Raw genomic sequence first — 26783 nt, forward strand, 5'->3', positions numbered from 1 at the left:
TTATGCCAATTAAAGTTATTACTTTTGATTATTGGGACACTCTTGTACCCATTGATGAACATAAGATTGATTTGATGAGAAAAGAGAGAGCAAAGAAAATTCAGGAATATTTTAAAAATATGGGGAAAAATCTTACCTATGATGAAATTTACGAGACATCAAGAAAAGTTTGGGAACTTTATAGAGAAAACCCCTTAGTTAACAAAGAGGTAACAATATATATTATGGTAGAAAAAATCCTTGAGTATTTAAATATTGAAAAAAGGGATGATCTTATAAAAGAGATAGTTCAGATATATGAAGAATATCTTTACAGGGCAGGACTAAGTGTTGACTATGAGGTCATAGACGTAATTAAAGATTTAAAAAGAGATAATTATAAATTGGGAATAGTTTCAAATACACCAGGGGGTAATGTGGAAAGGAAGATTCTTGAAGATTACGGTATAGATAAATTTTTTGATATAATGGTTTTTTCCGCAATAGAAGGCATCAGAAAACCTCACCCAGAGATTTTTTTAAAGGTAGTAAATTTTTTCAAAATAAAACCAGAAGAACTTTTGCATATTGGTGACACCTTTGAATTAGATGTTGAGGGCCCTTTAAAAATTGGAGCAAAAGCTATCCTTTGGGATCCAAAGAGAAAAAACATGAATTCAAATATAATAAGTATAAGTAGCTGGAAGGAACTTAAAAACGTAATTAATCAATATGGCTAAATTTGAACTAGTAACTGATCTTGTTCCAAAGGGAGATCAACCTAAAGCTATTAAAGAGCTTGTGGAAGGCCTTAAAAGCGGATTAAGACACCAAGTTCTACTTGGAGTAACAGGAAGTGGAAAAACTTTTACAATAGCCAACGTTATTAAAGAATGGGGTAAACCCACTTTAATAATTTCACATAATAAAACCTTAGCAGCTCAACTTTATGGAGAGTTAAAACAACTTTTTCCCCATAATGCCGTAGAGTACTTTATTTCCTATTACGATTACTATCAACCTGAAGCATACATTCCTGAGACAGATACATACATAGAAAAGGACGCTTCAATAAATGAAGACATAGAAAGATTAAGATTAAGAACAACATCTTCGCTCCTTGAAAGAGATGATGTTATTGTAGTTGCCTCCGTTTCGTGCATATATGGGCTTGGAAATCCAGAAGAAGTTAAAAAACTCTATCTTATTTTAGAAAGGGGACAAAACATAGAAAGAGACGTCATCTTGAGGAGACTGGTAGATCTATATTACACAAGGAATGATTTTGAACTTGCAAGTGGAAGATTTAGGGTAAAAGGCGATGTTATTGAACTTATCCCGGCATATGAGAATTACGTAGTAAGAATTGAACTTTTTGATGATTTTATAGAGAAGATTGAAATAAAAGATAAAGTTACAGGGGCAACGCTCGAAAAGAAAAATAAAATTGCAATCTATCCAGCCTCACATTACGTAACAACAAGACCCACATTAGAAAATGCAATAATCTCAATTGAAAAGGAGCTTGAGGAAAGGCTTAGAGAACTGAGAGAACAAGGTAAACTCTTAGAGGCACAGAGACTTGAACAACGAACAAGATTCGATATTGAAATGCTAAAAGAAATAGGCTATTGTCCAGGAATAGAAAATTATTCAAGACACTTTGACGGAAGAAAACCTGGGGAAAGACCTAAGTGTCTCATCGATTACTTTCCTCCCGAATTTTTGTGTATTATAGATGAAAGTCATGTTACAATACCACAGCTAAAGGCAATGTATAGAGGAGATAGGTCAAGAAAAGAGGTTTTAGTAGAGTATGGTTTTAGGCTTCCGTCAGCTTTAGATAACAGGCCTCTTAAATTTGAAGAGTTTGAGGCTCTTGTTGATAGGGTAATTTATATGTCAGCAACTCCCTCTGATTATGAAATAGAAAAGGCAAAGGGAAGAGTCGTCGAAATGATTGTAAGGCCAACTGGACTTGTTGATCCTGAAATTGTTGTAAAACCAACAAGAGGGCAAGTAGATGATCTAATGGAAGAAATTAGAAAAGTAGTTGAAAAAAAGGAAAGAGTTTTAGTAACAACGCTAACTAAGCGTATGGCTGAAGATCTTGCTGAGTATCTTTCTTTAGCTGGATTTAGAGTTAAGTACTTGCATTCAGAAATTGAGCCTATAGAGAGAATAGAAATTTTGAGAGATTTAAGACTTGGGAAATTTGATTGTCTTGTGGGAGTTAATCTTTTGCGAGAAGGTCTTGACTTGCCTGAGGTTTCCCTTGTTGCAATCTTAGATGCTGACAAAGCTGGGTTTTTAAGAAGTGAAACTGCTCTAATTCAAACAGCAGGAAGAGCAGCTAGAAATAGGGCAGGTAAGGTGATACTTTATGCAGATGAAATGACAGAAGCTATGAAAAGAGCTATTTTAGAGACAGAAAGAAGAAGGAAGATACAGATGGAATATAACGAAAAACATGGGATAATACCGGAAACTATAAAGAAAACAAAGGAGCAAATTTTGATGACAACTATTGTTGCAGATGCAAGAATTGAGTTGAAGGAAGAGTATGAGGATGTTGAAAAGGAAATTGAAATTTTAAGGGCCACCTTTGATAGAATAACGCTTCTTGAAGAACTAGAGAGGAGAATGAGGGAAGCTGCTGATCTCTTTGAGTTTGAAAAAGCTGCTAAGTATAGAGATGCACTGTTTGAATTAAGAAAAAAGGGCTCCCTTTAAGTTAATTTAAACGTGTAGACGTCTTTTTCTTTCACGTAGAAAATGATATTACTATGCTCGGGTCTTCTATGAGAGATAACTCTTATTTCTCCCTTTTTGAAATTTATATTAGTTTTATCAAAAACAATATCAACGAGTTCACATCTTAAAAGATAGTATTCTCCTAAAAAGTCGTAGCTATTAACTCTTACGTAAAACTCATAGTTTTTGCCTTCTTGTCTTACGTAAGAGAATTTTTCAGGTCTTATGCAAAGTGTGTAGTTTTCAGTTTCTATTTTATTTATTCCGTGGGATCCAAAAAAGTTAGCAACAAAGAAATTTTGTGGATTTTCGTAAATCTCTTCTTGTGTCCCCACTTGCATTATCTCACCTTTGTTTAATATACATATTCTGTCGGCAAGGGTCATTGCTTCAATCTGGTCATGTGTTACATAAATAGTAGTAATATTTAAGCTCTTCTGGAAATTTTTTAATTCAAATCTCATTTCAGTTCTAAGTTTTGCGTCAAGGTTAGAAAGTGGTTCATCCATAAGAAAAATTTTAGGGTTTCTTACAAGTGATCTTGCCAATGCCACTCTTTGCTGTTGTCCACCTGAAAGTTCTGATGGTTTTTTTGATAATATATCCTCTATTTTTAAAAGCTCAGCAACCCATTTGAGCCTTTTCATTTGCTCTTCTTTTTTTATTTTTCTTATTACTAGTGGAAAAAGAATATTTTCTGATACTGTCATATGGGGATAAAGAGCATAATTCTGGAAAACCATTGCTATATCTCTTTTAGCTGGTTCTAAATTTGTTATATCCTTATCTTCAAGAATTACTCTACCCCTATCTGGTTTTAAAATTCCTGCTATGATCTTTAATAAAGAAGTCTTTCCACATCCAGATGGCCCCAAAATTACAAAAAACTCTCCCTTTTTTACACTTAAATTAATATTTTTTAATACCTCCTCCCTTTTAAATTTTTTGGAAATATCTATAAGTTCAAGATAACTCACCTTTAATCAAGCTTTATTACCTTCTTAACAGAAGGTTTTATATAAACTCCTTTTTTGTTCATTTTTAAATTTTTCCTTCCTGTAGCATCATAGAATTTCCCTTCAATTTCCTTGTCTTTAATCACTAACTTAATTTTCTCCTTAACATCTACGTAAAGTCTAGTTTTTTTAATTGGATTGACCAATGTAACAGGATTATTAGGAGAATAGTTAGAAAGTTCGGCTGCTTGTGCACTTGATTTTATAAAGGCAAGGTCATATAGATCTGGGTCAGCCCAGTTAGTAATGCCTCCACCACCAACGTATTGACCGGCTATTGAATCAACCTCTCTAAACATTCCAAAATCTTCCAGTCCTATACCAAAGCTTATCCAATAATCGTTATGATAAAGTTTGAGACTATCTATCTTTAGGGCTGCTTCGTAAACGTTATTCATACGAGCAAAGTGATGCCCTGTGTTAATATCAGAATAGTTATGGTCTAAAAGTCTAACATGATACATAGAGAATACACCTGAAAACTGCCATTCTCCCAGTATCTTTACATCTGAGTACTGAGGAGCATACTTAGAGTTTTGTAAAGTGGCTAATGTATCTATGGTAAAGTAAGCAATAAAGGAAGGCCAGTCACCGTTCCCCCCGAAGGTGTCGCCCACTATTATGAGGAAGTAAAGAAAAGTGTCAAGGCTTGTTGCCCCTTCTGTAAACCTCAGCTCTAAAAGATCAGCTTCTTTCCCTTTGAATCTAGGTAAGCCAGTGCCTGGATCAACATCTGTTGGGTATGAATAGTCCCCATCTCCTAAATCATCGTTTATTTGGTCAACCCATACAGCCTCAATTTTGTCATAAATGTAACCTGGGTGTTCAATATAAAAGAAGGTATCTCTTTTTGTAACACCATGTGCCACCCAATCAGAGGGATCCCCATCCACGTTTATAATATGCCCCCTTAGGGTCAAAAAGAAAATTATCAACAAACTGAACTTTTTCATATTTAAATTTTACGTATAGAGTTCTAAAAAATTAAAAATGAAACAAAAATTTTTTTCTTTTTTCATTCACTAAGTGTGGTAAAACCCTGATTTTTTGGTCCTTTAGGTCAACTTTTTATTTGAGACTTATAATTATTCTATCTTTTTCTCTTCTCCAAGTCCCGTATATTTCTTTGATTTCAATTAAATTTAAAATCGGGTATATTTTATTTTCCAGAATAAAATTTTCTCTGATTATATTTTTAAAATAGTCTTTTAGAAATTCTTTAAAAACTACGTCATCAAAATACAGAAAGAGATTTTCTATATTTGGAAACTGCTTTTTAGTTGTATGACCTTTAAGAACAAAAATCTGTTCCCTTAGAATTTCTGATGAGGAAGATATGTAAAAATTGTCTTTATAGCTAAAATAGCCGATAAATTCTTCCCTGTTTCTGTTTAAAAAATAAGTACACCTGATTTTTTCCAGAGTAAAAGACTCTTTAGTTACACCATCCTTTGATATGTCCAAGATAAATGAACTACAACTCCCTTACCTATTTTGATTAAAAAAAGTGGAAAATAATAGTCAACAAAATAATTAAAACCTTTAAAAGAAAAAGTAAAACGTTCAACTATATTTTTGAAAAAGTGTAATCTCTCCTTAAAAAATTTCACAAGTTTTTCATCCTTCCTTCCCTTTATGGAATTCTCAATTTCTTCACTCAAACTGAAATTTTTAAAAGATATGTAAAAAATATGATTGGGGGGTAATTCAGAATTATTCAAGTCAGGCTCTATTTTCTTTAAAATATTTCCCACAAGATGAGAAGGTTTTTCAATTAAAATATTTAAACTATCAACTTCATTATGATAAAAAATAAACTTCTCTGACTTAAAAAATAAACCATCTTTAATATGAGCACCGTAAAATAGCACATTTTCAGGAAAATCTTTTCTATAAAATCTCCTCTCTTTTACCCTCCTGCCTTTTAGATGATCTATAGTCGATCTCAATAAGTCTTTATTACTTGCAATTACCATATAATCCTCAATAAAAAATAAAAATAAATTTTCCCTCAATATCGTATAGGGAACTTTATTATACTCATCACTAAAATTCAGGAAGTTAAAAATTAGATTTACCAGAAGACTTTTTGGCTTTAAAATAACTAAATATCCCTCTTCATAAAATCCTATACTAATTTTCTCTATAAATTTACTTATTTCGGTCTTTTTCACATCATCTCTTATTTTCTTTGGAACCCCCCAAATATAGTAAAAACTCATTAATTATTCCCTTTTTATTTAACGAATCTATAAGGCCATTTTTATTCAGTTTCTCAACGATCTTTCCCACATCTTCAAAAACCACATACGTATTTAAACCTTTTGGGAAAATATCAACAATCTCCTCTATTTTCCAAGCAGCTTTTGGCATTCTCTTATAGAAAAGCAAAACAAAAACTAGTATCACAACGAAAATAAGAATCGGAAATAAAAAAATTAAAACTTTTTCTTCATAGCCCCCCTTCTATTTATAAAATTTTTTAAACTCCCATACTTTTTTAAACTATCAAGAATAGCTCTTTTAGATTTTTCGATTGATTCTACTTCAGCCTTATATTTCCATAAATTTTTAAAATTCTCATTCTCTAACCTATAAGGATTAAGTAAATAAATAATTCCTTCTTCAATTTCTCTTTTTAGGTTATACCTCGATAAAGCAACATGAAGAAATTCGTGAACCAAAATTTCCTCAATAATTGAGTATTTTTTAAGTAAATTAAATGGAGCAAGAAAAATCGTATCGTGCATTAAATACCCCGCATAAAAAGGCTTAACTTTTATTTTTTTTGTAAAATCAGAGTAACTCGTAACCTCTTTTATTACAAAATTACCCCTATATTCTATTCCATTCTCTTCACACAACTTCTTAAACTTATAATAAGCACTTCTTATAAAAGGCAAATAATTCTTAACATCAGTGGAAATAAAAACAAAATTTTCATCTTTATATACATCATACTCAAATTTAAGTTTCTCCAACTTTACATCTTTAAAATAAAAATTTATTATATCTGTATATTTAAAGCCCTTAAGAGCCATAAACTTTGCACCCTCTTGACACATCCCAAGGCCATGTCCAAGACCTTTGCCCTCAAAAACGTAATACTTTTTCTCCTCCCTTAAATCAAAAAAATTCGACTTTATACTATTCCATCCATACTTCCTTGAAATCATATTTCTAAAATCCCAACCTGAAAGCACCCTCCCATTTAAAAGCACCCTCTTTACTCTCCCACTTTCCCCCTTTTCAAGAATCCTTAAATCTCCAATTTTATTTTTCTCTAATTTATATATCCATAAACTATGCCTACTATTTCTGCAAAAAATATCGGGCTTAGACTCTAAATAAAAGATGCCATTTTCAAATATCTCTTCAGGTGAAGAGGTGTAACCGCCGCAGCAAGCAGAGTAAAAAGGCTCGATCAATTTTCCATTATAAGTTAAAACTTCACCATCTGTTTCTTCTACCGCCTTTTTAGATAAATAGCACTCATCAACAACACCCCTATAAACTTGACAATGAGTTAAATCACAAAAATTGTAATCTCCTCCTTCGTGTCTACTTTTATATAGGGCAAGAGTCCTTGAAAGCACTGCCTGCGCCTTTAAAGCTTCAAAAAAAGAATTACCTATTTCCGCCACAATAACTGAAGCTAAATAATCTCTTAGATTCACATAGTTTATTATAAATAATTCGTGATCTCTAATATATACTCTTATTTTTCCCCTGTATCTTCTCTGAAAATTTTTATTCTTAATTAAAATCGGCTTAGTTGAACTTACAAAAAGTTCTTTTTTCTTGGAATTGTTAACAATTATACTGTCTCCCCTATAGATCTTAATAAAATATTTCCTATTTCCCGAGACTAACTGAATTTCCTTAAATTTGTATTTTGACAAAACTCTAACTGAGATTTCTTTTGTTAGATCGAAAGGTATCAAAAACAAAAATATAGCTATATTATTCAAGGCTTTCTAATATACTTTTAGCAAGTGGAGCTGCATCCTTTGAACCTTGTCCATTTTTTAAGAAAACTATTATTCCAACTTCCGGATAATAATAGAGATAGTATCTTGCAAATATTGCATGTGTTTTCCATCCATTTATATGTTTTGGTGCTCCCGTTTTTCCAGCCATTTTACCCTTATAATTTGCATTGATCCCTGCTCCCTCTCTACATACATCCCTTAAACTTTCCTTTAAAATTCTCAATGACCTATAAATTCCCAATGGATAGACTAAGTTGCTTTTTTCTTTTAGCCACATCGGCATAAAAAGGCCATCCCTTGAAATCGATAAAAGTAAAGAAAGCATCGATGAAAGCGTCATTTTTACAAATCCACTCTCCCCAATAGCAAGATCTATCATATCTTTTTTCTTTAATGGCACTCTTATTTCATTTAAAACCTCACCTCCTATATCAGATGTGGAAAGTCTATTAAGTCCTAAAATTTCAAAATATTTCGCAAATAAATAGGGCTCTATTAAAAGTGAAGCCCTTGCAAAAAATATGTTACATGAATTTTTTATTGCATCTTTTATGTTTTGTTTTCCATGTCCAGTTTTAATCCAGCATTTAACTTTTGTTTTCTCGTTATCGATTTCTAAAATTTCTTCACCCTTGCAGTATACATAAAAATTCTCATCAATTATACCTTCTTCGAGTAAAACTATGGTAGTGAAGATCTTAAAAAGTGAGCCTGGCGGTAAAAGTGTTGAGAAACATAATTCTTTGTTGTGATAATCAATTATTCTCCCCGATTTTATATCAACAATTATAAAGGCACCCCTGTCACCGATTTCCCTTTTTATTTCCTCTATGGAAAGTAGGATAAATAAGAAAAAAACTTTACTCATCTATTTTGATTATGTACTCATCTGAATGAGCAGATATATCTGGGAAATACATTAGACTTGCTTTGGCAGGCATTACGTGGTATCTTCCTGGTAAATAAGCTCTTAAAATATAGGAAAATTCATAAGTTCCTGGATCGAGTCTTGTCCTAAAGAAGGCGATCCTATCATCACAAATTTCCTCTCCTATCCAGTCCCAATGCCATCCATCATAATAATCAATACTCCTTGTATATCTACTTTCATCCTCTATATAAAACCTTTCCCTTTCTTTTTCAACTTCACAGCCAGCTGGAAGAGGATCTTCAAGCGTGAAGTATTCTATAGTTTTATCAGTTGAAACTATTATTTTTACAAATAGATAGTTTCCCTTTTTGACATTTCCATAAAATGGTATCTTTTTATATATAATTTCCCTATCCTCTCTTATAGGCTGCAGCCTCCATATCTCTTTTGAAACTCTAAACTCTACCCCGCCTGCTCCTATATTTTCTTCAGCTGAATAATATCTTACAAAGAAAGAATAGAGGATTTCGCCCTTTACAGATTTTTCAAGAATAATCTTATTTTTCCCCTTTTTCAAAAACTCTCTCGGAACGATCTTAGGTGCAGTATATTCTTTTATATTTTCTCTTTTCAAAATATAGTTACCAAAATTTTTATCGTTTATCTTTACATTTAGAGAGAGATTAAAATCAAATAGTCCTCTTTTTTCCATATATTCACCAAGAGAAATGATTGATGAAGATGTAGCTATTGTTGAGCGCCATACCGATCCAATTCTTTCATTTAAAAGGTAAAAAGATAGTCTTGTAGGAAGTTCATCGCTTGGAGTGTAATAAAGACTAGATAAAAGAGCCTTTGAAGTTATAAAAACGGGATCGGCAAAAGTTGCTCCATAGCGTGTCTTTAAATCCGGCTCTTTAAAACAGGATGTTCCGTTAATTCTTACTTCTTTTTCTCTTAGTTTTGAAAAGTAAATCTCCCCTTCTCTTTTATCCTTTGAAAGTATTAATGAGACTAGAGATAAAATAAGGGGACTTTCAATTTTTCCATTCAAATACCTTTCTATATCTTCTTTTCTAACGTTTTCATAAAAAGAAAGTAAAAAAGCTTTATCACACTCTGACAAATCTTCTTTTCCTAAAAATTTCCTTATTTTTGCTACGCCTCTTTGTATTACCTCCTCATTAACCTTATATCCAGTTCTTTTTAAAAGTCCAAGTCCATATAGAACATAGGCAGTATTAAATGGATGGGATTCGTCATTTTCCCACCATCTCCATCCACCGTCAGCATGCTGAAAGTTATATAGCCTTTGAAGTCCCTTTTCTATCATTTTTGGTAGTTCGTGTGTAAATAAAGGGTCTATTATACCTGCTCTTTCTATTATATCCTTTACAGCTACATTAGGTAAGAATCTACTCATTGTCTGTTCAACGCATCCGTAAGGATAACCGATCAGTTCTTTTAAAGAAGAAAGAAATGCATTCGAATATGAGGGAGAAATATAAATAGCAGAAGAAAAATTCTCAATCTCCTCAGGTATTTCAAATTCAGCTTCACTTTTACCATATAGAAGAACATTTGAAATTGATAAAATTTTCTCCATACCATGTGATAAAACCGGAACTTTAAGATTTAAGGCATCATAAGAGGACTCTCCTTTTGCAATTAAAGTAAATTCTGCAGTACCAGGATTTTTTGCATATATTTTAAAATCACAGGCTTTACTTTTACCTGGAAAGATTTCATCGATTTTTACTTCATTTTTTCCGATAAGTTCAATATTTTTTACTTCAAGCTTAAGATTTACATTATCTTTTTTGTTTTGATAATTATGAACTATTCCTTTTATTATAACAGTGTCTCTTTCTCTTATAAATCTTGGTAAAATAAGTCTTGCAAGAAGGTCCTTTGAAACAAGAAACTTCTCTTCTCCTTCTCCAAATTCATTTTCTCTTATGGCCTTTACTCTTATTCTCCAAGTTGTTAAATTATCAGGGAGTTTTACTTCAATTTCTGCTTCACCATCTTTATTTGTATTTTCTCTCAAAGCACAGAAGGCTAAGTCTTTAAATTCCTTTCTTATCATCATTTCTTCACCCATTCCCTTTACTGCAAATCTTGGATATTCCTCGTCTTTTTCTTTAGCTAAAAGTGGAAGATATGAAGAAAGTTTACTTTCCATCCAGTATCCCCTATAGCTATAAAACCGCCAATTTACTGAGGAGTTATAGGTTGTGTAAATTTCTCTTTTCGGATAAAAGAAAGAAAAGATGTTTTCTTCGAAGGGAGTCTGGAGCAAAAGTAAAGCTTCATCAACTATAAAAACCGAAATTTCTGCTTCCTTCGGCTTTCCCTCTGTATCAGTCACCTTTATCTTAATCTTAGCTTTATCCCGTGGCAAGTACTTACTTTTATCAAGTTCAAAAGCTATATTCAATTTGTTTTTTTCATATTTTACTTTTATATCCTTTTCTTCATGATAAAAGCCTTGTCTACTATTTCTTAGGACGTGGATAAAGAAGTTTGGTGAGTAGTTTTCCTTAATTTTAAGTTCAACTGTTCCCATATTTTTTTTCGATTTTTACAATATTTACGTCTTCGATTTTGTTAGTTTCGACTGTATAAAATAGGTATCCTGTTTCAACCGGTGAGAATATAATTGCCTTTAAATTTTCGCCGGGACTATATTCCTCCTTATCAGTTATAATTTGAAGCCTATTTTCCCCATATTCAAAGGCATAACCTCTTTCAGCTACGTAGACATTAATACTATTAGCGATCAAGACTTTTCAAGATCTACAACAGAGACATAGATTTGGATTTCTTCTCCCTTTAAATAAAAGTATTTATCAGTTCTTAAAGAAGTAAAATACTTACTCCTTCCTGCTCTAAAAGATCCCTTTCCTCTTTGTTCAATACCACTTTCATCTTCAACACTGGCATCGACTATGTAAGTATAATAGTCACCAGTCTTAGGTACTTTATATTCATAAATCCATTCACCCTCTTCATTTAAATTACCACTTATTTCTTCCAAAAATTCTTGGGCCCATTTTTCTTCATAGACTCCACCATGGTAATAAAAGTATAGAGGTCTTCTTGAAATTTTTAATTTAACTTTACCGTGGGAGAAAGGTGCACCGAAAAAGTAATCACTTTTCACTTTTATTCTCACCTTTTCACCCTCTAACACAACCTTTGGTTCTACCTCAAGTTTTACCGAGAATTCAGGTTTTTTGTATTCTTGAACTTCAAATATTTGTGAGAACTCCTTATGTTTAATATTTACGTTTATTCTATAAGTTCCAAGAGTTGCATTTTCAGGTAGAATAAGCGAATCATAGCATGTTCCAAGTTCATTTGTTTTTAATTCTTTGTCGAATAAAACATTATTTCTTGGATTTAAAATTTTTACTCTTAAAGATCCTTTATAGGAAATGTAGTTTCCTCCATTTAGTATTCCTGCGACTATTTTGAAATAAACTTTATCGTTTGATCTATAGAGTGGTCTATCTGTATAGATGTAAACTCTTTCAGGAGAAAACTTTACCCAGGGAGCGTAAGATTCTGAAAGTGCTATACTTCCGTTATGATAAAGAATAATTTGAAAATTAGTTGGATTTTGCTCTTTTGTTTCAAAGCGGAAAATTCCTTTTTCGTCAGTTTTTCCCTCTATTAATATCTTTTCCTTTAATTTTAAACATACCTTTGCTCCCTTTAAGGATTCGGATGTAAGGAGGTTTTGAGCAAAAAGATGAAAATTTTTATCATCTCGTTTTGTTACAAATCCGATATCAGTCACTATAAGGGGCACTAATCTTCTTGAGTGAGCATTTGAAAGTTCTACTATATTATACTCCCTTTTTGTAAACGTTTATCTCAATATCTTTACTTATCCAAGTCCAGGCGAGTCAAAAGTTTTCTATCCGTTCTTCGATTAATTCATAATCTCTTAGGGGGGAATTTTAGGTTCTCTTTTTCTAATTTTTTTCCTTGTTTCTTTTATACTTTCTTCAATACTCTCAAAAATATTAAAGGTTTCGCCCTCTTCTAATAATATAGGAGAAGGTAGGGAGCTTGAGTTTTTAAAAAACTCATAACCATCCTGAACTTTATAAACTCTTAAAACTGCCGTACCTTTTATGTATCCACTTATGTAGATTCTGGGTTTTTCTCCCTCCAAAAAATTGAACTTTCTAAACTGAGATAATAAATAAACAGAAGATTTATAACCATGATTTTTACTTCCTTTTAAAATCACTAAATCATAAACTACTAAAAACTATTCTGCAAAAAATTTAAATCTAAAGAAACCTAAAAAGTTTTCGTTTGAAGAGGCTGGTAGCCATATGAGATCAGGATGCTTAAAAATTTGATTAAATTTTATCAATCGGACCTGTATGATATATTAAGTATCCCTCACCGTTTTCTTTTATGTAAATCATTGAGTGATAGGGAAATCTTTGTCTTGGATTATAATAGGCCAAAATGTCCCCAGATTTTAAATCTATCTTCTCTTCATTTTTTCCAAGAAAGATAGTATTGTATAAAATTAAATTTTCCACATCAGCAAAGGAAGAATAGATAAAATTCTCTTTTTCTTTAACTAAAAAAGAGCTTTCTTGTTAACATTTAACCTTAAATCCTTTAAGTCTGATAAAGCTTTTAAAAGGGCTGTCCTGATAAAATGAGCACAATCCAAAATGCTAGTGTCTTTTTTTATAAATATGTCTATAAGATTTTCCACAAACTTTTTCCTCAAAATTTCTCTCTCACTATTTATACCTAAAGCTAAGTAAAAGACTAAAATCACTATTTTTAAAAATTTAAAATTTTTTGTAAATCACTTTTTCATCTTTAATTTGGACAGGAAAATTAATTCCTGAAATTTTTTCACTCAGTAAAATTTTAAGCGATAATCTTCTCTTCATCATTAATCCTAAAAGTTTCAATCTCAAATTCTATCCTCTTACTTAAACTAATATCAACTTCTTTTGAAAAAGTATCATGCTCTAAAACCAACTTCATCAGTTAAAATTGACCCTGATTTAGTAAGAACCTATTCGAATTCTATAATTTGTTGCAACGGTAGCTTGCCACGGAATATTTAATCTTAAGTCTATATCATAAGCTGTTTAGAAATTCTTCCACCTACTACTTGAACATAGGAGATCGTAAAAGAAACCCCCAGATTTGCTGATCAGAATCACCATCCAATATACAGGCAAGATTTGAAAGAAAAACAGTGTAAGTACATGATTGAAAATCTCCAACTCCTCTTGTCCTTAGATACCATGTTTGACCTATATTAATTGAAACTTCTGATAATTTAAGTGCATATGTTCCACTTGTAGAACCAGCAATATACACACCAGGTGTCCTTGTTCCATAATCAATTGTATCATCTGGTGAAAGCATCACATTACCTGTGTTTGTTGGTGAAAATCATATCCTTCAACAAGAGCAAGGTCAAAGACACTCTAAATTGTGAATTTTACACCTACATATAAAGATTCACTTTATAGTTGTTAGGCATAAAGAAGTAAAAGGGTTTCACTTATTATTACATAAAAATTTTACTTTTTCTCTCTTATTGCCTTTTCTAAGAGGACTACTCCTTCTGAGGCATACTGTATTGCCTTAAGAAGAGAGGCTTTAGCAAGTTCAGGATTATGGAAGCCATCAGAATTTTCTGCAGTCCACCATTCCCACATGGTATGAGCCTTTGTGTGTAACTCCCTTGCTTTAGCTAAAACTTCTTCAGATACACCTACAGCTTTTGCCAAAGCATAAGTTTCTATAAGTTTAGAAATCCAAAATTCCGCTTTTCTCATTTTACCTCTTATGTAATTCTGAATTCCATGAATTATATATTCAGCCTGTTCAGGAGTATAGTCTTTGTGACATTTGACACAAACCTCTGTTCCACCTGGCAAATACTTTACACTTCTTTGACCATGGAAGGTATAAACTTTACCTTTAGAATTTTTCACTTTAGGCATATGACAATCAGCACAGGTTACACCTGCCCTTTCATGTACACTGTTCCAGTAGGTTTCTACTTCAGGATGTTGAATCTTTGAGAGAAGTGCAGAAGTTACCTCATGTTCAAAGTCTCTATAGCCTCTCGCTTCAACAAAAGTGTCATAGTCAAAAATGCTAACCCAAGGGAATAGGTTTGTCCTTCTATCTTGCAGACCAATGGGTGATCTTGTTTTTACGTCTAAAAGGGGATTGCAGTTATATTCAACATGACACTGTGCGCACATGATAGTGGATTCAGATTTATTAAGGATTCCAATTGCTCTAAAGTCTCTAAAGACAACTTTTTTAACCTTGATTTTTTGGCTTTTTTCAGGATCATAGGGGTAAGTTCCTTTACCTCTGTCAACAATTGCCTCAATTAGTGCATCTCTTACTATTCTTGGTTCAGCACTATGGGGATCGTGGCAGTGCACACAGGAAAAGGTAAGTCTTGTATCTCTTGCTACATCCACTACTGGTGATGTTCTGTCCCATTTAGCACTTGGATGTTTATCACCGAGATAGGCCCATTTAAGTATAAGGTCAGTAGTTTTACAACTGAGGCAGGCAGGGTTTGCAGCAGTTGCGGCTGTTCTTGGAGTATAGGGCGGGAAAATTTTTTGTTTATTGTCCTGTGGATCAAGGTCGATTAAAACTTCCCATGCACTTTTCTCTGCAGCCTTTGCATCAGCAATTTTGCTTAAATCCTTTAACTGAAATCTTCCTCCATAAGCCCTATCAACAAGCAGATGATCAACTAAGGCAAAGATATGACTTCTTGGTTCTGCATGCTCTCTTGTAAAACCGTGAGGTCTTAAAAGGTTATCAAAAAGTGGGGATCTACTTGTTGTTGTTGCTTTTTCTACTTTGGGAAGAGAGTGAAAGTTTGCAGACACAAAGGACTCATATTGGTCTTTGTGGCAACTTCCACATACTGAATGCTCAAGTCTTGTTATGGATCTTTTCTCAGTAGGATCTTCAGTATGTTCTTTTAAATTTCCATGACAAATTCCACAATTTACTTTTTTATGCTTTCCGGCTACATGAAATTCCTTAATCTCCTCATGACATTCATAACAGGTTTCTACATTTACCTTCTCAAAATTTATAGAGCTTTCTTTTTTTTCCCGTGGAGGGCTTTGGCTCAAACCTATAAATATTAATGAGACAAAAACTAATAAAACAAAGAGTAACTGTTTATAATTTAAACCTTTCATAATTGTATTATATTTCATCCTTTTAGAATTAAATCAAACTTTCTGGAAAAAAAATAGAGAAAAGATATTTTCTTAAACCCTTAGTGTTCAAGTAACTCTTTTTTCAGAGAAATTTCTCTAAACAAGGATTCTTTAATCTGAAATAGTAACGTTATTGCCTTTTTAAAAACTACATAAGTATAATTAAGAACTATGGAAGAAGTAGTCGAAAAATTAAAGGTTAAAAAGATAGATCTTGCATGGAAACCAACGCCGATAGAGCTACTTAAAGAGTTTCCTCATCACGCAAGCATATATATAAAAAGGGACGATTATACAGGTCTTATAACTTCTGGAAATAAAATAAGGAAACTTGAATATGCCATTTTTGATGCAAAACAAAAAAATTGTGATACTTTGATTACATGCGGTGCACTACAATCAAACCACTGTAGAGCTACTGCCTATGCAGGAAAAAAAGAAGGCTTTGAAGTCCACCTCGTTTTAAGAGGAGAACCTAAAGAATATCAGGGAAACTTACTTTTAGATCACCTCTTTGGGGCAAAAATAAAGTACGTAAGTTATGAGGATTACAAAGAAAGGATAAATGAAATACTTGAAGAAGTTGCAGAAGATTTAAAAAAGAAAGATAAAAAACCTTATATAATTCCAGAGGGTGCTTCAAATGAGGTAGGTTGTCTTGGATATGTTGAGTGTATGGATGAGATGAAAAAATTTATTAAAGAAGAAAAAATTGAAGCTATATATTTAGCGGTTGGCTCAGGCGGAACTTACGCAGGCCTTTTAATTGGTAAAAAATTACTTAAATTAGACGTAAGAATTATCGGCATCATTGTCTGCGACTCTATTAAATTCTTTAAGGGAAAAATAGAAGATATATGCGAAAAGGCAATTAAAAAATATAATTTACCAATAGAAATATCTCCGTCCGATATTGAACTTATAGACGGATATATTGGCGAAGGATACGGAATCCCTTACAAAGAAGAAATTGAATTGATTAAGAAAATTTCTGAAAATTACGGAATAATCTTAGATCCTGTTTATACGGGTAAAGCTTTTTATGGTATGCTTAATGAATCAAAAAAATTTAAAAGGATTTTGTTTTTACATACAGGTGGAATTTTCAGTATATTTGCTTATAACAGAGAGCTTACTCAGACGTAACAAGATTTCTTAAAAATATCTCGAGGTCTTCGTTACTACCCTTTTGTCCATCGTAGAAAATATTTATAAAGGGTATGTTTATTATAGAGGAAACGTAGTGAGAGAAGGCTTGTGAGATATTTCCAGGCATACAAGTAAAGGGAGAAACATTTACAACTGCTTTTGCCCCCTGCTCTTTAAAAATAATCGCCCTTCCAATAGTTAATGGCGCCTCAGTCCCAAAATTCCAGGGAATAACCCCCTCTACTTTTTTCATAATTTCCTCAATTTCCGGCTCTTTTCTATCTCCTATCACATTTTTCGTTATCTCATAGATCTTTTCTTCAACCCCCCTAAAGAATCTATTCTTCAGAAGTGTAATTAGATATTCTTTTAAATTCCCGTTATTTTTGGCTCTCCATCGCGCAGTAAAATCAGTATACCATATCCACTCTGAGACAGGTGAAAGCCAAGCTTCACAGGAGCATCTCTCAATAGCTCGGATAACATCATCATTTGAAAATGGATCTAACCTTACATATATTTCCCCCACTACACCCACAAGAGGCTTCTTAACATTCTCTCTTTCTATTTTTGAAAAGTTATTAAAACACTCCTCCAGACCCAAATAAGGATCTTTTCCACTTTCAATTATCTTTTCCATCTTGTCCACTGAATCAAAATAAACTCTATCTGTTTTTCCTTTATTTTTCTCATAAGGCCTTATTCTATTTCTTGCCTTTAGGAGCGAATCAAATATTAAGATTGTAGTCCATAAAAATTTTCTTAATTCTTTGGGTAAACCTTCATAGGCATTGTATGAATTTGGTGAGAGTATCTCCACGTTCATTTTTTCTCTTTCAAATATGATCTTATGTAGATTTGCATATTGACCGAACCTGCATGGACCACTTGAGGTTGGCATAAATAGTGTATGTTTACCATTTTCTTCTTTCTTAACTTCACAGATAAATGTTCCAAGAGTAAGCGCACAGGGAAGACACTCAGAACCTCTTAAAAACTTCTTTCCCGTATTTAGATGTTCTTCGTTAGATAAGGGAAGAGCCTTCGCATCAAGTCCAAACCTTCTAAAACTTGCAGCAAAAAGACGTGCACCCTCTGGATGCATAGAGGGAATCCATATTGTTCTTGAATATATATCTTTCTTTTCAGTTTCTCTTGAAATATAAAAGGTCTTTTTACTTGGTTTATATTCTCTTATCACATCGTAAAAGGCTTCGAGTCTTGTTTGAAATACCGCTTCACCTCCATGCTCATCAAGTTCAAGTATTAAAAAGGGCTTATCTTTAAAGATTTCTTCAAGATAGGAGAGCAAGAAAGAGTCAGGTCCACAGGAGAAACAGGAAAGATAGACAGGGAAAAGGTTTTCTTTATCCTTTATGAACTCCGCAACTTCGATTACTCTCTTTCCATAAAACCAGTACATATTCTTTATTGAAATTTCACTCTCTCCTCTCACAAGGAAGTTCCAAGGAATAACCTTTAAGCCAAAGTTTGCGAATTTCAGCGGGATTAAGAGATTTAGGCTATCACAATATATTATATAAGGTCTACCAAAAAGAACGATAAACTTTTTGTCTTTATCTTCAATTTCTTTTAAAATCTTTTCTCTTTCCTCTTTAATTTTCTCTTCAAAAGCCCTTTGAGCCTTTATACCCTCCTCAAAAGCTTTTTTTACCTTATTTTTGTTAATATCTAACTTCTCAAAATACTTAAATAAATTCTGTGGAAACAGAAAGTCAAAAACTGGTGTTAAGAATTTTTCTTCTTCTACGCCTTTATATTTAAGAGTTGATAAAATGTAGCCTGCGCTTGCCTCTACATAGGGGCAAAAATAATTATAACCTTTATCCTTTGAAGGATAATTTATTACCCAAGGTAAAAATATTAGGGCATCTTTTTTATCAACTAATTCTGAAATAAGTCCAAAGGCAACCTTTACAGGCAAGCAGAACTCAGCAGAAGATAACTTTTTGCCTTTTTCAATACTTTCTCTATCAGGATATTTAGAAACTAAAACTCTATATCCTAAGTTTTCAAGGAAAGTTTTGTAAAGGGGGAACAAAGTATAAGAAGATAAAATTCTCGGAATATATACTTTTAGATTGTTTTTAGATTGAGAGAGTTTAAAAACTTCAGTTTTATAAAAATTAAAAAGTGTAATTTCTTCTCTTTCCCTTTTCCTATTATCATCCGGCTCCCTTCCGCATTGATAGCCAAAAGAAACAACTTCATCTTTACTTTTTAAATATGTTATCTTGCATTTATTTTCACATAAATTACAATTTTCATACCATATTTTTTCTTCTTCATCTTTTACTTCAAAGCCCTTAAATTTAGTTTTGCCTTTTAATTCTTCTTTTAAAATAATTGCGGTTCCATAGGCGCCCATTATGTGTGCGTAGGGAGAGACAACGATTTCTCTGTTACATACTCTTTCAAAAGCGGCAACAAGGGCTTTGTTTCTCGCAGTTGCCCCTTGAAAGATTATCTTTCCTTCTGGGATATACTTTTTTCCAACAACTTTGTTTAGATAATTATAAACAACTGAATATATACAGGCACCCATAACTTCTTCCTTAGAGAATCCTAAGGAAAGTAGTTTTTCAATATCTTGATCCATAAACACTGTGCATCTTTCACCTATTTGGGGTGGGGAAATATCTTTTAGCACATCTCCCAATTCTTTAACGTTAAATCCCAATTTGTTTGCCTCTTCTTCTATAAAAGAGCCAGTTCCTGCTGAACAGATGTAATTCATGTTGCACTCGTAAACTTTTCCATTTTTGAGTCTTATGTATTTAGAATCTTGTCCTCCTATTTCAAATATAACTTCTGCATCCTCATAAACTTTTAGAGCGCCTTTAGCATGTGCTGTTATTTCATTAACTATTACATCGGCTCCTAAAAACTCACCTACAATTTTCCTGCCAGAGCCAGTTGTTCCACATCCTATAACATTTATTTTTAAATTAAATCTATCTTTAATTTTCTGTATAGTTTCAAGGATCTTTTTTGTAGCTTTTATAGGTTCGCCTTTTGTTCTTGTGTAAAGATCAATTAGAATTCTGTAATTTTCATCCATCAATACACACTTTGTGCTTGTAGATCCTATATCTATTCCAAAGTAAACGTTTAACTCGTCATTTTCCTTTACGTCATAAATTCTTACTTCAACACCGTCAATTTCTTCTTCGTAAGATTTTATTTTTTCTACTGGCTTACTTTTTAAAAGTGAAAGTTGAGGAGCTCTAACTATTTTTGTTTGCTTTTTCTCTTTTAGGGAGTTTTCTAAATGAAGAATAAGGTCCTTACTAAATTTTACATCGGATAGAAAAGCTGCGCCTATTGCACCCAGAAATGGGGATAGTTCACTTTCAACTAAAAAGTCCTTTAGCTCTTCTTTTAAATAATTAACGAAAAATTTGTTTTTTGATAGGCCACCGGCGAGTATTAATTTGCCGTCTATCTTTTTTCCCTTTAAGAGGGAGTTTAAAATTCCTTTACTTAGGCTCTTGCACAGGCCTGCCCATATTTCCCTTTTTGAGTATCCTTCCTGTTGTCTATTAATTAAGTCTGTTTTTGCAAAGACTGTACATCTTGAAGCTATTGGTGGGACATTGTTTATAGGTATATCCCAATTTTCAATTTCTTCATATGAAAGGGAAAGTCTTTTTATCTGTTGGTCAAAGAATGTTCCGGTTCCTGCAGCACATAAGTAGTTTTTGTAAATATTTTTTAGATTCCCCTTTTCATCAATCTCTATAATTTTTGAGGAGTTTGCTCCTATATCAAAGATGTACTTTACAGAGGGATAAAGTTTTTTAACAGAAGATATGAGTGATTTAACTTCATCAAAGTAAGGGAAATTTTGAGGATACTCTTTTATGAAAGAGCCTGTAAATCCTACGTAAGAGTCTTCATCATTCAGAAATTCCTTTAGGATGGGTACTACTTCTTTCTGATGGAAAACCATCAACTTTTCTTTTATCCTGTTATCTTCTATTTTTACAGCTTTTAAGTATAAGTTACCGATGTCAATCCCAGTTCTTTTCATCTTATTTGAAGTTTACAACTTTCTTTTTATCTTTTTCAAGTCTATTAATAAATTCATTTAAAAAGGTCCATAAATATAAAGATTCTGTTTTCGACAAAACCGTAACTGTAGAAAATGTTTTCAGTGCTTATTTTAATCATATATGAAATTCCAAGCCTTTTACTTTCACCTGTATGAACGGCCGGACCCCCTTCAAAGATAAAACCTCTTTCTTTTTTTCCAATTAATAAAGTTATGTTGGAGCTATTTTCGACATTGAATACTCTATTTTTATAGAGATTCTTTTTGATTTTAAAGTGTGCGTAGAAATAAAAGGGGTAGTGTTTTCTATCAAAGGAGAATCCGAGGGATAAAGGTAAAAGGCTAACTGTAATTTTTTTATATTTTTCTGTTTTACCGTCAAATAGATTGTCGTCTTTTCTTTCTCTGTGATAAAGGCAAATTTTTAAGTTTTTGAGTTTAATTTCTTTGCCTACTTTAAAGTCATCAAATCTTGGTCTTTGTAATCTTGGGAAACTAATTGTTGCTACGTCTAACAAAATTTTTACATTCTTTAAAATTTCATATTTTACAAGAGCTTGTGAAAAAAAACTATGTTTAGGATTTTTGAAAAAGTAGCCATATAAAAAATAAAGTTCATCAATTTTTTTTAACATACCTAAAAAAATATTTTGAAAAACGAATTTTTCATCATTTTTTCCTAAAAGACCATATTTAACTTCCCTACCTGTTCCAAGGTAAAAATCACTCTTTTGAAAATAAATTGCTAAATTGTTTTCATACAACAAGGATTTCAATGTAAAAAAGCCGGTAAGGTCGAGCTGGAAAATTATTGAGAACCTTTTATAATCTTTTTTAAAGGTAAAGTTGTGTGAAAAAATCCAGTTATAGTTATTGTGGATTCTTTTTGGTCCGAAGGGTGAGGCCACATAGCCTATAGAGTTTAATAGGTAGTAGTTTTTTTCTTCAAGAACAAATTTAAATCCTATTTGATTCCATTGCCTTTTGTCTTTTCCCTCAATATCAAGTCCATGGTTGCAGACATGAGCAAAAAATAGCTTAATGTAGTACTTTTGAAAGTTTTTGTATATTCCTATATCCCAATCATATCTCATATAATATGGTGTGACTCTACTTTTAAATTTCTTAAAATACAAGAATTCTCTTAAGCTAAAATAAAAGGGGTTGTATATTTCAAATTCAGTCTCTCTTGTGACGTATAAATTATAAAAAAGATAATTTTTTGAGAAATGAACTTTTACACTTGACTTATCAAGAAGGATAAAAAGGAGTAAGACTAAATTGTACATTTTCGGTCAACTCCATTTTTACTTAAATCAAACCAAGTTAACTTATTATAAATAAAGTCTTTTTACGAACAAAAATTATTTTTTAAATGGGATTACATAAATGAGAAACCAAAAAAGAACTCGCAAAGGTGTTCGATTTAGGGATACTACACTCTGCCTCTCACTTTATTCGGGTTCTTTATTGATGATCAAGATTTAAAATTTTTCTTTTAACAGAAATAGTATCAGAACAGGTTAGCAAGTACATTATTGTCCTATCTTTTAGAAAATAACTATTTACAATTGCTACTTTTCTTATTATCTAGGATTAAGGCTCTATCCTAAGGGAGACAAAGCTATGTTAGGAGTAGCTCGTCCACTTTTTATAAATTTTCTTTGTGTAGATGTCGCTTTTTTATTCATTTATCTTTATTACTTTCCTATCTCTTCTCAAAAAGCCTATTTTCAAGATATTCAAACCACAGAAATTTTTCCTCTTTCACTTTGCCCCTATAAAGTTTTAATTTTTCAGTTGAAATAAAGTTGAGAGTTTTATTTTTAAGCACAATCCATCCATCATCATGAAAACACCACTTAGAAAAATCTAATTCTCCCCTTTTAGATAAAAGAGACTTAATAGATGAGTGCTCCTTAAGACTCTCATTTTCCTTAATGAAATTTTTTACCTCTTTAAAAATCTCACTCACTCTTTTTCCATTTGGTATATCTTAGGAGTTACAGTAACTACCAAATTGTCTAGTCCTACTATATTATTTTTACGGACGTTTTTAAAATATTCCACAAATTGATTAAATAAGTCTTGCATCTTTTGCTCAAGAAGAAGAAAATTTAGGTGCTGTGGTAACCTGACACTGATATCTCCGTCTTTTAAAAGAGAGGCAAGTTCCCTTTTCTCACCAGGAAAACACATTGGGATTGTAATCTCTATCCAATCACCTATAGAAAAACAGAAAAAAATATCTCTCTTCTGCTAATCTCTCTAACTCAACGGAAGAAATTGCCTCTTTTAGAGGTACCTCATACTTAGGAGCGATAGGATCTGTCTTCCATTTAACTGTTTCCTCAACAGGAATATTATTTTTTTCTAATAACTCTTTTATTTTTTCGCCATATTCTTTTAGATTTTTTGGCATTTCGTCAGGAGTTGTATAAACAAGAGGAGGCTTAAATCCTTTACTGCACGTAACTTCGATCTACACATTTTTTACTTTTTTTAAAGCTATTTTGTTATCCATCTTTTTGATCATAGATAGCTTGCATAACCATCTGTATAGAGTTTATATAGCATTTCTAAAACTTTTCTTGCTGTGTGAGTAAGGAAGAATTCGTCTGGATTCTTTAATTTATTTAAAATCTTCTCAGAAGATATTCCGCCTTCTCCAAAAATTTCTTTTACTATATCTTCTCTTTTTTCTGGTATATTTTTTATTTTTTCTTCCTCTTCGAAATATTTACACCAATAAAGTACCTTTAAAAGTGGTTCTTCGAGTTTAGCTCTATTTCCGTGGAATTTGAGAAGAACTTTCATTAAAATAGCAAGGTCAACTATTTCATCTTCAAAGAAAACTATTTTCTTTTCATCAGCTTCTACTGCATTTTTATAAAACAGTGCAATTTCATCTAAAACACGATAGCCAAAGTGAAGACCGTAGGGCTAAAGTTATTTGAGATAAATTTTTTAAACTTTCAAAATAGGGAAACTCCTCTATTGCTTCTTTTATCTTATTTTTGTCTGCATATGCCCTTAAAAATTCACCATTTGATATGAAATCATCTTTGACTATTTCACTAACTTCCGTCATTAATTCTCCTTCTTTTTCCAGATTTTCTTTATATTCATCAAAATCAACTTCCTTAAATTCAATTACGAATGCTCTATCTAAAACCTTTGGTGAGAACATAAAGGTTGTTTCGTCAATATTTATAGTTCCGATAAAGTATAAATTTGGTGGAAACTTCAAATCTATTACATTTTCCCTTGGGTTGTAACCTGCCTTTTCTAAAAGTTCAGACAGTCCCTTTTGTTCTTCTTTTTGTTTATCAATATCTTTACCTGAAATCTGTATTTTAATTCCTTCTTTAGTAAAGCCGTCTTCGTCTCTTCCACTTTCAAGAACGCTTAAAAATTCAGCAAAATAATACTCAACTCTTGCAAGATTCATTTCATCAGGTATTACAAAATATGGTAATGCTCTATTTCTATTTTCTTTATAGTCTATAATTGCCTCTAAAATAAATCTTAGGAAGTGTGTTGGTTCTTCAAATCTATTCATTATTGGATTATAGTATCCAAGTAGTGATTTTAAATCTTTCCAGTCGGGTTGGACAGGAAGGAAAAAGCAAGTTTTTCTTAAGTCAACAGGTTCTATTTCTTCTTTATCCCAAAATTTTTTCAGTCCATCTTCACTGTAGATAAAATTAGCAAATGTTTGATTAGAAACTGATGGCATTATTTTTTCTTTAATTTCTTTTAGTTTCTTTTGAGCATCGATAAAATTCTTAAATTCATACTTAAAAAATTTAAGTATTTTCTTTAAATCATCATCTGTATAGCAAGGGATAAGAAGATCTGAGTTAAAAAGATAGGTAAATTTTCTCCTAACTATCGGCCAGAAAACTTTTATTTCCTTTTCAATTTTTTCGAGCTCCCTATTTTCAGCGTATAACATCAATTTATTTAGTTCATCTAAAATATATTTAAAAGCATCTTCAATACTTTCTCTTTCTAGCTGTTCTTTTAGTTGAGGAGCAATAACGTATTTCCCATTTTCACTGCAATATATTCCAAATTTCTCTGCAGCGCCTCCGCCTATTCCTCCTAACTCCTTATATTCACCAAATTCAAGGTCATATACTAAACCACTACCTGAAGAATGCCATTCTTCTAGTGTTAAAGTCTTGAGTTTAATTTTCTCATAATATTTTTCTTTAAATTTATTAAATAGATCGTTTGCTCTAAAGGTTATTTCTTTATCTTTTTGGGCAAATTTATCGATTAGTTCTCTAATTTTTTTATCAATTTTTGGAAATCCATTAGCGAAAATCTGTGCCATCTTTGTTTTTCCTGTTCCAGAGAGTCCTGCAAGAATGACAAATCCCTTTGTTTTTAGAGCAGTGTAGGAAGAAGATATTTGATGGGCTGAAAAGTAGAATTTATGTGAGGTAAAATAATTGAATAAAATAGTTTCTTCTTGATATTTTACCATATAATATCTTGCTTCTATCATGTCTTCTACCACTCCAGAACTTTTTATCTTCCAGAAAAATTTTGATAAGGTCTCAGAAGATGGTATAAAGGTTCCCCATATTTTGTATGATTTGTATGAGGGGTCTTCCTGAAATATTTCTCTAAATATTTTTTAATCTGGTCATGCAGATGAAATGCTGCAGATCTATCCCTCAAGAACGCCAAAAAAGATAAAGCTGTTCCAGCTACTCCTTTCTTAATCGTTTTACTAACAAAATCGAAATATTCTTTAAGTTCTTTTTCATCTTTAAATTCTTTCTCATCTTTAATAGTATTCAACACTTCTTCAATTTGTGATTTTTCGTAGTCAAAAAATTCTCTTCTTGTGCCTATTAAATATTTTTCACATTTCCTGCAAATGCCTTTTTCTTGCCATTTAGTCTCACGTTTGCTCTTTTCTGGCATTTCTATATAAAATTCTCTTATTTTCTCATAGCATTTCCTCAATTCCTCTTTTTCTTTTTCATATTCTTTATGATATTTTCCTTTTAACTCTTTTAATTTTTCTATAAATTTTTCCACATTTTTTAATATTTCTTCTTCTCTTTTCATTTTTTACCTCCTTTTTAACTTAAACTTTTGATTTTGGTAAAAATGGTAACCAACCAATTCCTTTAATTTTTATTAATTCCTCAATTTCATTATTTATTAATTTTTTTATTAACTTTTCTAAAGATATTTTTCCTCTTTCCCATCTTCTGAATAATATCTTTCATTTTCCTCTTTTTTTTCTGCGGGGTTAGAGTACGATTGCTGTTAATGCCTTTAAAGAGTCTTTATAAGCATGCATTTTAATTATATTTGAGAATTTTGGTTTGAATATAGGGGGTGCTTCTTTATCTATTCCTTCCATTTCTTCATTTTCATCATCTTCTTCTATATCAAAGGAAAATTTTGCATCAAGAATTATGAGTGGTTTTTCATTTTGATCACAAATTACAAAATCAGGTTTTAATCTCAAAGGAGTATAAGGATAGTTTTTTCTCACCGAATCTATATTCCTTTTGGTATATAAATTTAAAATTGTTTTTTAAATTAACTCTTAATTCTAATGTTTCTGGAATTTCTTCTTTACTTTTTATGCAAATCTTTTTATTTTCTTCTATAAATCCCCAGGTTTTTAATAAATGAAAAAGTTCTAATGCA

28 protein-coding genes are annotated in these 26783 nt (G+C 31.9%); 3 read left to right on the forward strand and 25 right to left on the reverse strand.

From position 1 onward, the window contains the following. The first annotated feature begins 2 nt into the window (after positions 1-2). Positions 3-719 (forward strand): HAD family hydrolase, encoded by a 717-nt coding sequence (locus tag ABDH49_02285; protein ID MEN3045806.1) that lies wholly within the window; start codon positions 3-5, stop codon positions 717-719. Beyond that, positions 712-2712, forward strand: coding sequence for an excinuclease ABC subunit UvrB (uvrB, locus tag ABDH49_02290; GenBank protein ID MEN3045807.1), 2001 nt, complete (start codon positions 712-714; stop codon positions 2710-2712). Before ABDH49_02285 ends, uvrB begins: the two co-directional genes overlap by 8 nt. On the opposite strand, the gene ABDH49_02295 is transcribed toward uvrB, so the two are convergent. The 15 genes from ABDH49_02295 to ABDH49_02365 all read right to left on the reverse strand — a co-directional run bounded on the left by ABDH49_02295 (position 2709) and on the right by ABDH49_02365 (position 15856). After that, complete coding sequence (locus ABDH49_02295; GenBank protein MEN3045808.1) at positions 2709-3710, reverse strand: ABC transporter ATP-binding protein; 1002 nt, start codon at positions 3708-3710, stop codon at positions 2709-2711. The genes uvrB and ABDH49_02295 overlap by 4 nt on opposite strands. A 2-nt stretch (positions 3711-3712) precedes the next feature. Further along, complete coding sequence (locus tag ABDH49_02300) at positions 3713-4702, reverse strand: glucodextranase DOMON-like domain-containing protein (GenBank protein ID MEN3045809.1); 990 nt, start codon at positions 4700-4702, stop codon at positions 3713-3715. A gap of 115 nt (positions 4703-4817) precedes the next feature. Further along, positions 4818-5213 carry a hypothetical protein gene (locus tag ABDH49_02305; GenBank protein MEN3045810.1) on the reverse strand — a complete coding sequence of 132 codons (396 nt, stop codon included), beginning with the start codon at positions 5211-5213 and terminating at the stop codon, positions 4818-4820. Next, entirely contained in the window at positions 5189-5971 is a 783-nt protein-coding gene (locus ABDH49_02310; protein ID MEN3045811.1) for a hypothetical protein, read from the reverse strand. Before ABDH49_02310 ends, ABDH49_02305 begins: the two co-directional genes overlap by 25 nt. Then, positions 5925-6122, reverse strand: a complete 198-nt coding sequence (locus ABDH49_02315) for a hypothetical protein (protein MEN3045812.1) — start codon at positions 6120-6122, stop codon at positions 5925-5927. The genes ABDH49_02310 and ABDH49_02315 overlap by 47 nt, the downstream gene beginning before the upstream one ends. Positions 6123-6187: 65 nt before the next feature. Next, on the reverse strand, positions 6188-7720 hold the full coding sequence (locus tag ABDH49_02320) for a SpoIID/LytB domain-containing protein (protein ID MEN3045813.1): 1533 nt from the start codon (positions 7718-7720) through the stop codon (positions 6188-6190). Next, positions 7713-8609, reverse strand: a complete 897-nt coding sequence (locus ABDH49_02325) for a penicillin-binding transpeptidase domain-containing protein (protein MEN3045814.1) — start codon at positions 8607-8609, stop codon at positions 7713-7715. Before ABDH49_02325 ends, ABDH49_02320 begins: the two co-directional genes overlap by 8 nt. Next, complete coding sequence (locus ABDH49_02330) at positions 8602-11181, reverse strand: alpha-2-macroglobulin family protein (protein ID MEN3045815.1); 2580 nt, start codon at positions 11179-11181, stop codon at positions 8602-8604. Before ABDH49_02330 ends, ABDH49_02325 begins: the two co-directional genes overlap by 8 nt. Then, entirely contained in the window at positions 11168-11398 is a 231-nt protein-coding gene (locus ABDH49_02335; GenBank protein ID MEN3045816.1) for a hypothetical protein, read from the reverse strand. The genes ABDH49_02330 and ABDH49_02335 overlap by 14 nt, the downstream gene beginning before the upstream one ends. Next, positions 11395-12429 carry an MG2 domain-containing protein gene (locus tag ABDH49_02340; protein MEN3045817.1) on the reverse strand — a complete coding sequence of 345 codons (1035 nt, stop codon included), beginning with the start codon at positions 12427-12429 and terminating at the stop codon, positions 11395-11397. The genes ABDH49_02335 and ABDH49_02340 overlap by 4 nt, the downstream gene beginning before the upstream one ends. A 138-nt stretch (positions 12430-12567) precedes the next feature. Next, entirely contained in the window at positions 12568-12876 is a 309-nt protein-coding gene (locus ABDH49_02345) for a hypothetical protein (protein MEN3045818.1), read from the reverse strand. A gap of 115 nt (positions 12877-12991) precedes the next feature. Beyond that, positions 12992-13180, reverse strand: a complete 189-nt coding sequence (locus tag ABDH49_02350; protein ID MEN3045819.1) for a DUF1175 family protein — start codon at positions 13178-13180, stop codon at positions 12992-12994. A 41-nt stretch (positions 13181-13221) separates the two neighbouring features. Further along, entirely contained in the window at positions 13222-13428 is a 207-nt protein-coding gene (locus tag ABDH49_02355; protein ID MEN3045820.1) for a hypothetical protein, read from the reverse strand. A gap of 341 nt (positions 13429-13769) precedes the next feature. Next, a complete protein-coding gene (locus tag ABDH49_02360; GenBank protein ID MEN3045821.1) occupies positions 13770-14036 on the reverse strand; it encodes a hypothetical protein in 267 nt (88 codons plus the stop codon). Positions 14037-14191: 155 nt separating this feature from the next. Then, positions 14192-15856, reverse strand: a complete 1665-nt coding sequence (locus ABDH49_02365; GenBank protein MEN3045822.1) for an ammonia-forming cytochrome c nitrite reductase subunit c552 — start codon at positions 15854-15856, stop codon at positions 14192-14194. Between the two features lie 192 nt (positions 15857-16048). On the opposite strand from ABDH49_02365, the gene ABDH49_02370 reads away from it, so the two are divergent. After that, positions 16049-17023: a D-cysteine desulfhydrase family protein gene (locus ABDH49_02370; GenBank protein ID MEN3045823.1), complete on the forward strand. Its 975-nt coding sequence runs from the start codon at positions 16049-16051 to the stop codon at positions 17021-17023. On the opposite strand, the gene ABDH49_02375 is transcribed toward ABDH49_02370, so the two are convergent. From ABDH49_02375 to ABDH49_02420, 10 genes are all read right to left on the reverse strand, one after another. Next, positions 17010-21080, reverse strand: coding sequence for an acyl-CoA dehydratase activase (locus tag ABDH49_02375; protein MEN3045824.1), 4071 nt, complete (start codon positions 21078-21080; stop codon positions 17010-17012). The two genes, ABDH49_02370 and ABDH49_02375, sit on opposite strands and share 14 nt — an antisense overlap. A gap of 53 nt (positions 21081-21133) precedes the next feature. Beyond that, on the reverse strand, positions 21134-22390 hold the full coding sequence (locus tag ABDH49_02380; GenBank protein ID MEN3045825.1) for a hypothetical protein: 1257 nt from the start codon (positions 22388-22390) through the stop codon (positions 21134-21136). 419 nt (positions 22391-22809) lie between these two features. Beyond that, complete coding sequence (locus ABDH49_02385) at positions 22810-23076, reverse strand: hypothetical protein (protein ID MEN3045826.1); 267 nt, start codon at positions 23074-23076, stop codon at positions 22810-22812. Then, positions 23073-23300 (reverse strand): hypothetical protein, encoded by a 228-nt coding sequence (locus tag ABDH49_02390; GenBank protein ID MEN3045827.1) that lies wholly within the window; start codon positions 23298-23300, stop codon positions 23073-23075. The genes ABDH49_02385 and ABDH49_02390 overlap by 4 nt, the downstream gene beginning before the upstream one ends. Before the next feature lie 22 nt (positions 23301-23322). After that, positions 23323-23523 (reverse strand): hypothetical protein, encoded by a 201-nt coding sequence (locus tag ABDH49_02395; GenBank protein ID MEN3045828.1) that lies wholly within the window; start codon positions 23521-23523, stop codon positions 23323-23325. Between the two features lie 110 nt (positions 23524-23633). After that, entirely contained in the window at positions 23634-23918 is a 285-nt protein-coding gene (locus ABDH49_02400) for a hypothetical protein (GenBank protein ID MEN3045829.1), read from the reverse strand. Between the two features lie 88 nt (positions 23919-24006). Next, positions 24007-25617 carry a hypothetical protein gene (locus tag ABDH49_02405; GenBank protein MEN3045830.1) on the reverse strand — a complete coding sequence of 537 codons (1611 nt, stop codon included), beginning with the start codon at positions 25615-25617 and terminating at the stop codon, positions 24007-24009. Positions 25618-25640: 23 nt separating this feature from the next. Beyond that, positions 25641-26189: a hypothetical protein gene (locus ABDH49_02410; GenBank protein MEN3045831.1), complete on the reverse strand. Its 549-nt coding sequence runs from the start codon at positions 26187-26189 to the stop codon at positions 25641-25643. A gap of 187 nt (positions 26190-26376) precedes the next feature. Then, entirely contained in the window at positions 26377-26625 is a 249-nt protein-coding gene (locus tag ABDH49_02415; protein ID MEN3045832.1) for a nuclease domain-containing protein, read from the reverse strand. Further along, on the reverse strand, positions 26582-26783 hold a 202-nt coding region (locus tag ABDH49_02420), incomplete at its 5' end, for a hypothetical protein (protein MEN3045833.1). The genes ABDH49_02420 and ABDH49_02415, both read right to left, overlap by 44 nt.

This window comes from Candidatus Hydrothermales bacterium (assembly GCA_039630235.1).
Taxonomy (GTDB): Bacteria; Hydrothermota; Hydrothermia; order Hydrothermales; family JAJRUZ01; genus JBCNVI01.

Bases quoted from the DNA above. Each gene is read 5' to 3' on its own strand.
- ABDH49_02380 (MEN3045825.1), bottom strand. From the start codon at position 22,390: ATGTACAATTTAGTCTTACTCCTTTTTATCCTTCTTGATAAGTCAAGT.
- ABDH49_02285 (MEN3045806.1), top strand. From the start codon at position 3: ATGCCAATTAAAGTTATTACTTTTGATTATTGGGACACTCTTGTACCC.
- ABDH49_02390 (MEN3045827.1), bottom strand. From the start codon at position 23,300: ATGTGTTTTCCTGGTGAGAAAAGGGAACTTGCCTCTCTTTTAAAAGAC.
- ABDH49_02310 (MEN3045811.1), bottom strand. From the start codon at position 5,971: ATGAGTTTTTACTATATTTGGGGGGTTCCAAAGAAAATAAGAGATGAT.
- ABDH49_02325 (MEN3045814.1), bottom strand. From the start codon at position 8,609: ATGAGTAAAGTTTTTTTCTTATTTATCCTACTTTCCATAGAGGAAATA.
- ABDH49_02300 (MEN3045809.1), bottom strand. From the start codon at position 4,702: ATGAAAAAGTTCAGTTTGTTGATAATTTTCTTTTTGACCCTAAGGGGG.
- ABDH49_02330 (MEN3045815.1), bottom strand. From the start codon at position 11,181: ATGGGAACAGTTGAACTTAAAATTAAGGAAAACTACTCACCAAACTTC.
- ABDH49_02395 (MEN3045828.1), bottom strand. From the start codon at position 23,523: ATGCCAAAAAATCTAAAAGAATATGGCGAAAAAATAAAAGAGTTATTA.
- uvrB (MEN3045807.1), top strand. From the start codon at position 712: ATGGCTAAATTTGAACTAGTAACTGATCTTGTTCCAAAGGGAGATCAA.
- ABDH49_02370 (MEN3045823.1), top strand. From the start codon at position 16,049: ATGGAAGAAGTAGTCGAAAAATTAAAGGTTAAAAAGATAGATCTTGCA.
- ABDH49_02375 (MEN3045824.1), bottom strand. From the start codon at position 21,080: ATGAAAAGAACTGGGATTGACATCGGTAACTTATACTTAAAAGCTGTA.
- ABDH49_02400 (MEN3045829.1), bottom strand. From the start codon at position 23,918: ATGAAAGTTCTTCTCAAATTCCACGGAAATAGAGCTAAACTCGAAGAA.
- ABDH49_02365 (MEN3045822.1), bottom strand. From the start codon at position 15,856: ATGAAAGGTTTAAATTATAAACAGTTACTCTTTGTTTTATTAGTTTTT.
- ABDH49_02410 (MEN3045831.1), bottom strand. From the start codon at position 26,189: ATGAAAAGAGAAGAAGAAATATTAAAAAATGTGGAAAAATTTATAGAA.
- ABDH49_02315 (MEN3045812.1), bottom strand. From the start codon at position 6,122: ATGCCAAAAGCTGCTTGGAAAATAGAGGAGATTGTTGATATTTTCCCA.
- ABDH49_02405 (MEN3045830.1), bottom strand. From the start codon at position 25,617: ATGATAGAAGCAAGATATTATATGGTAAAATATCAAGAAGAAACTATT.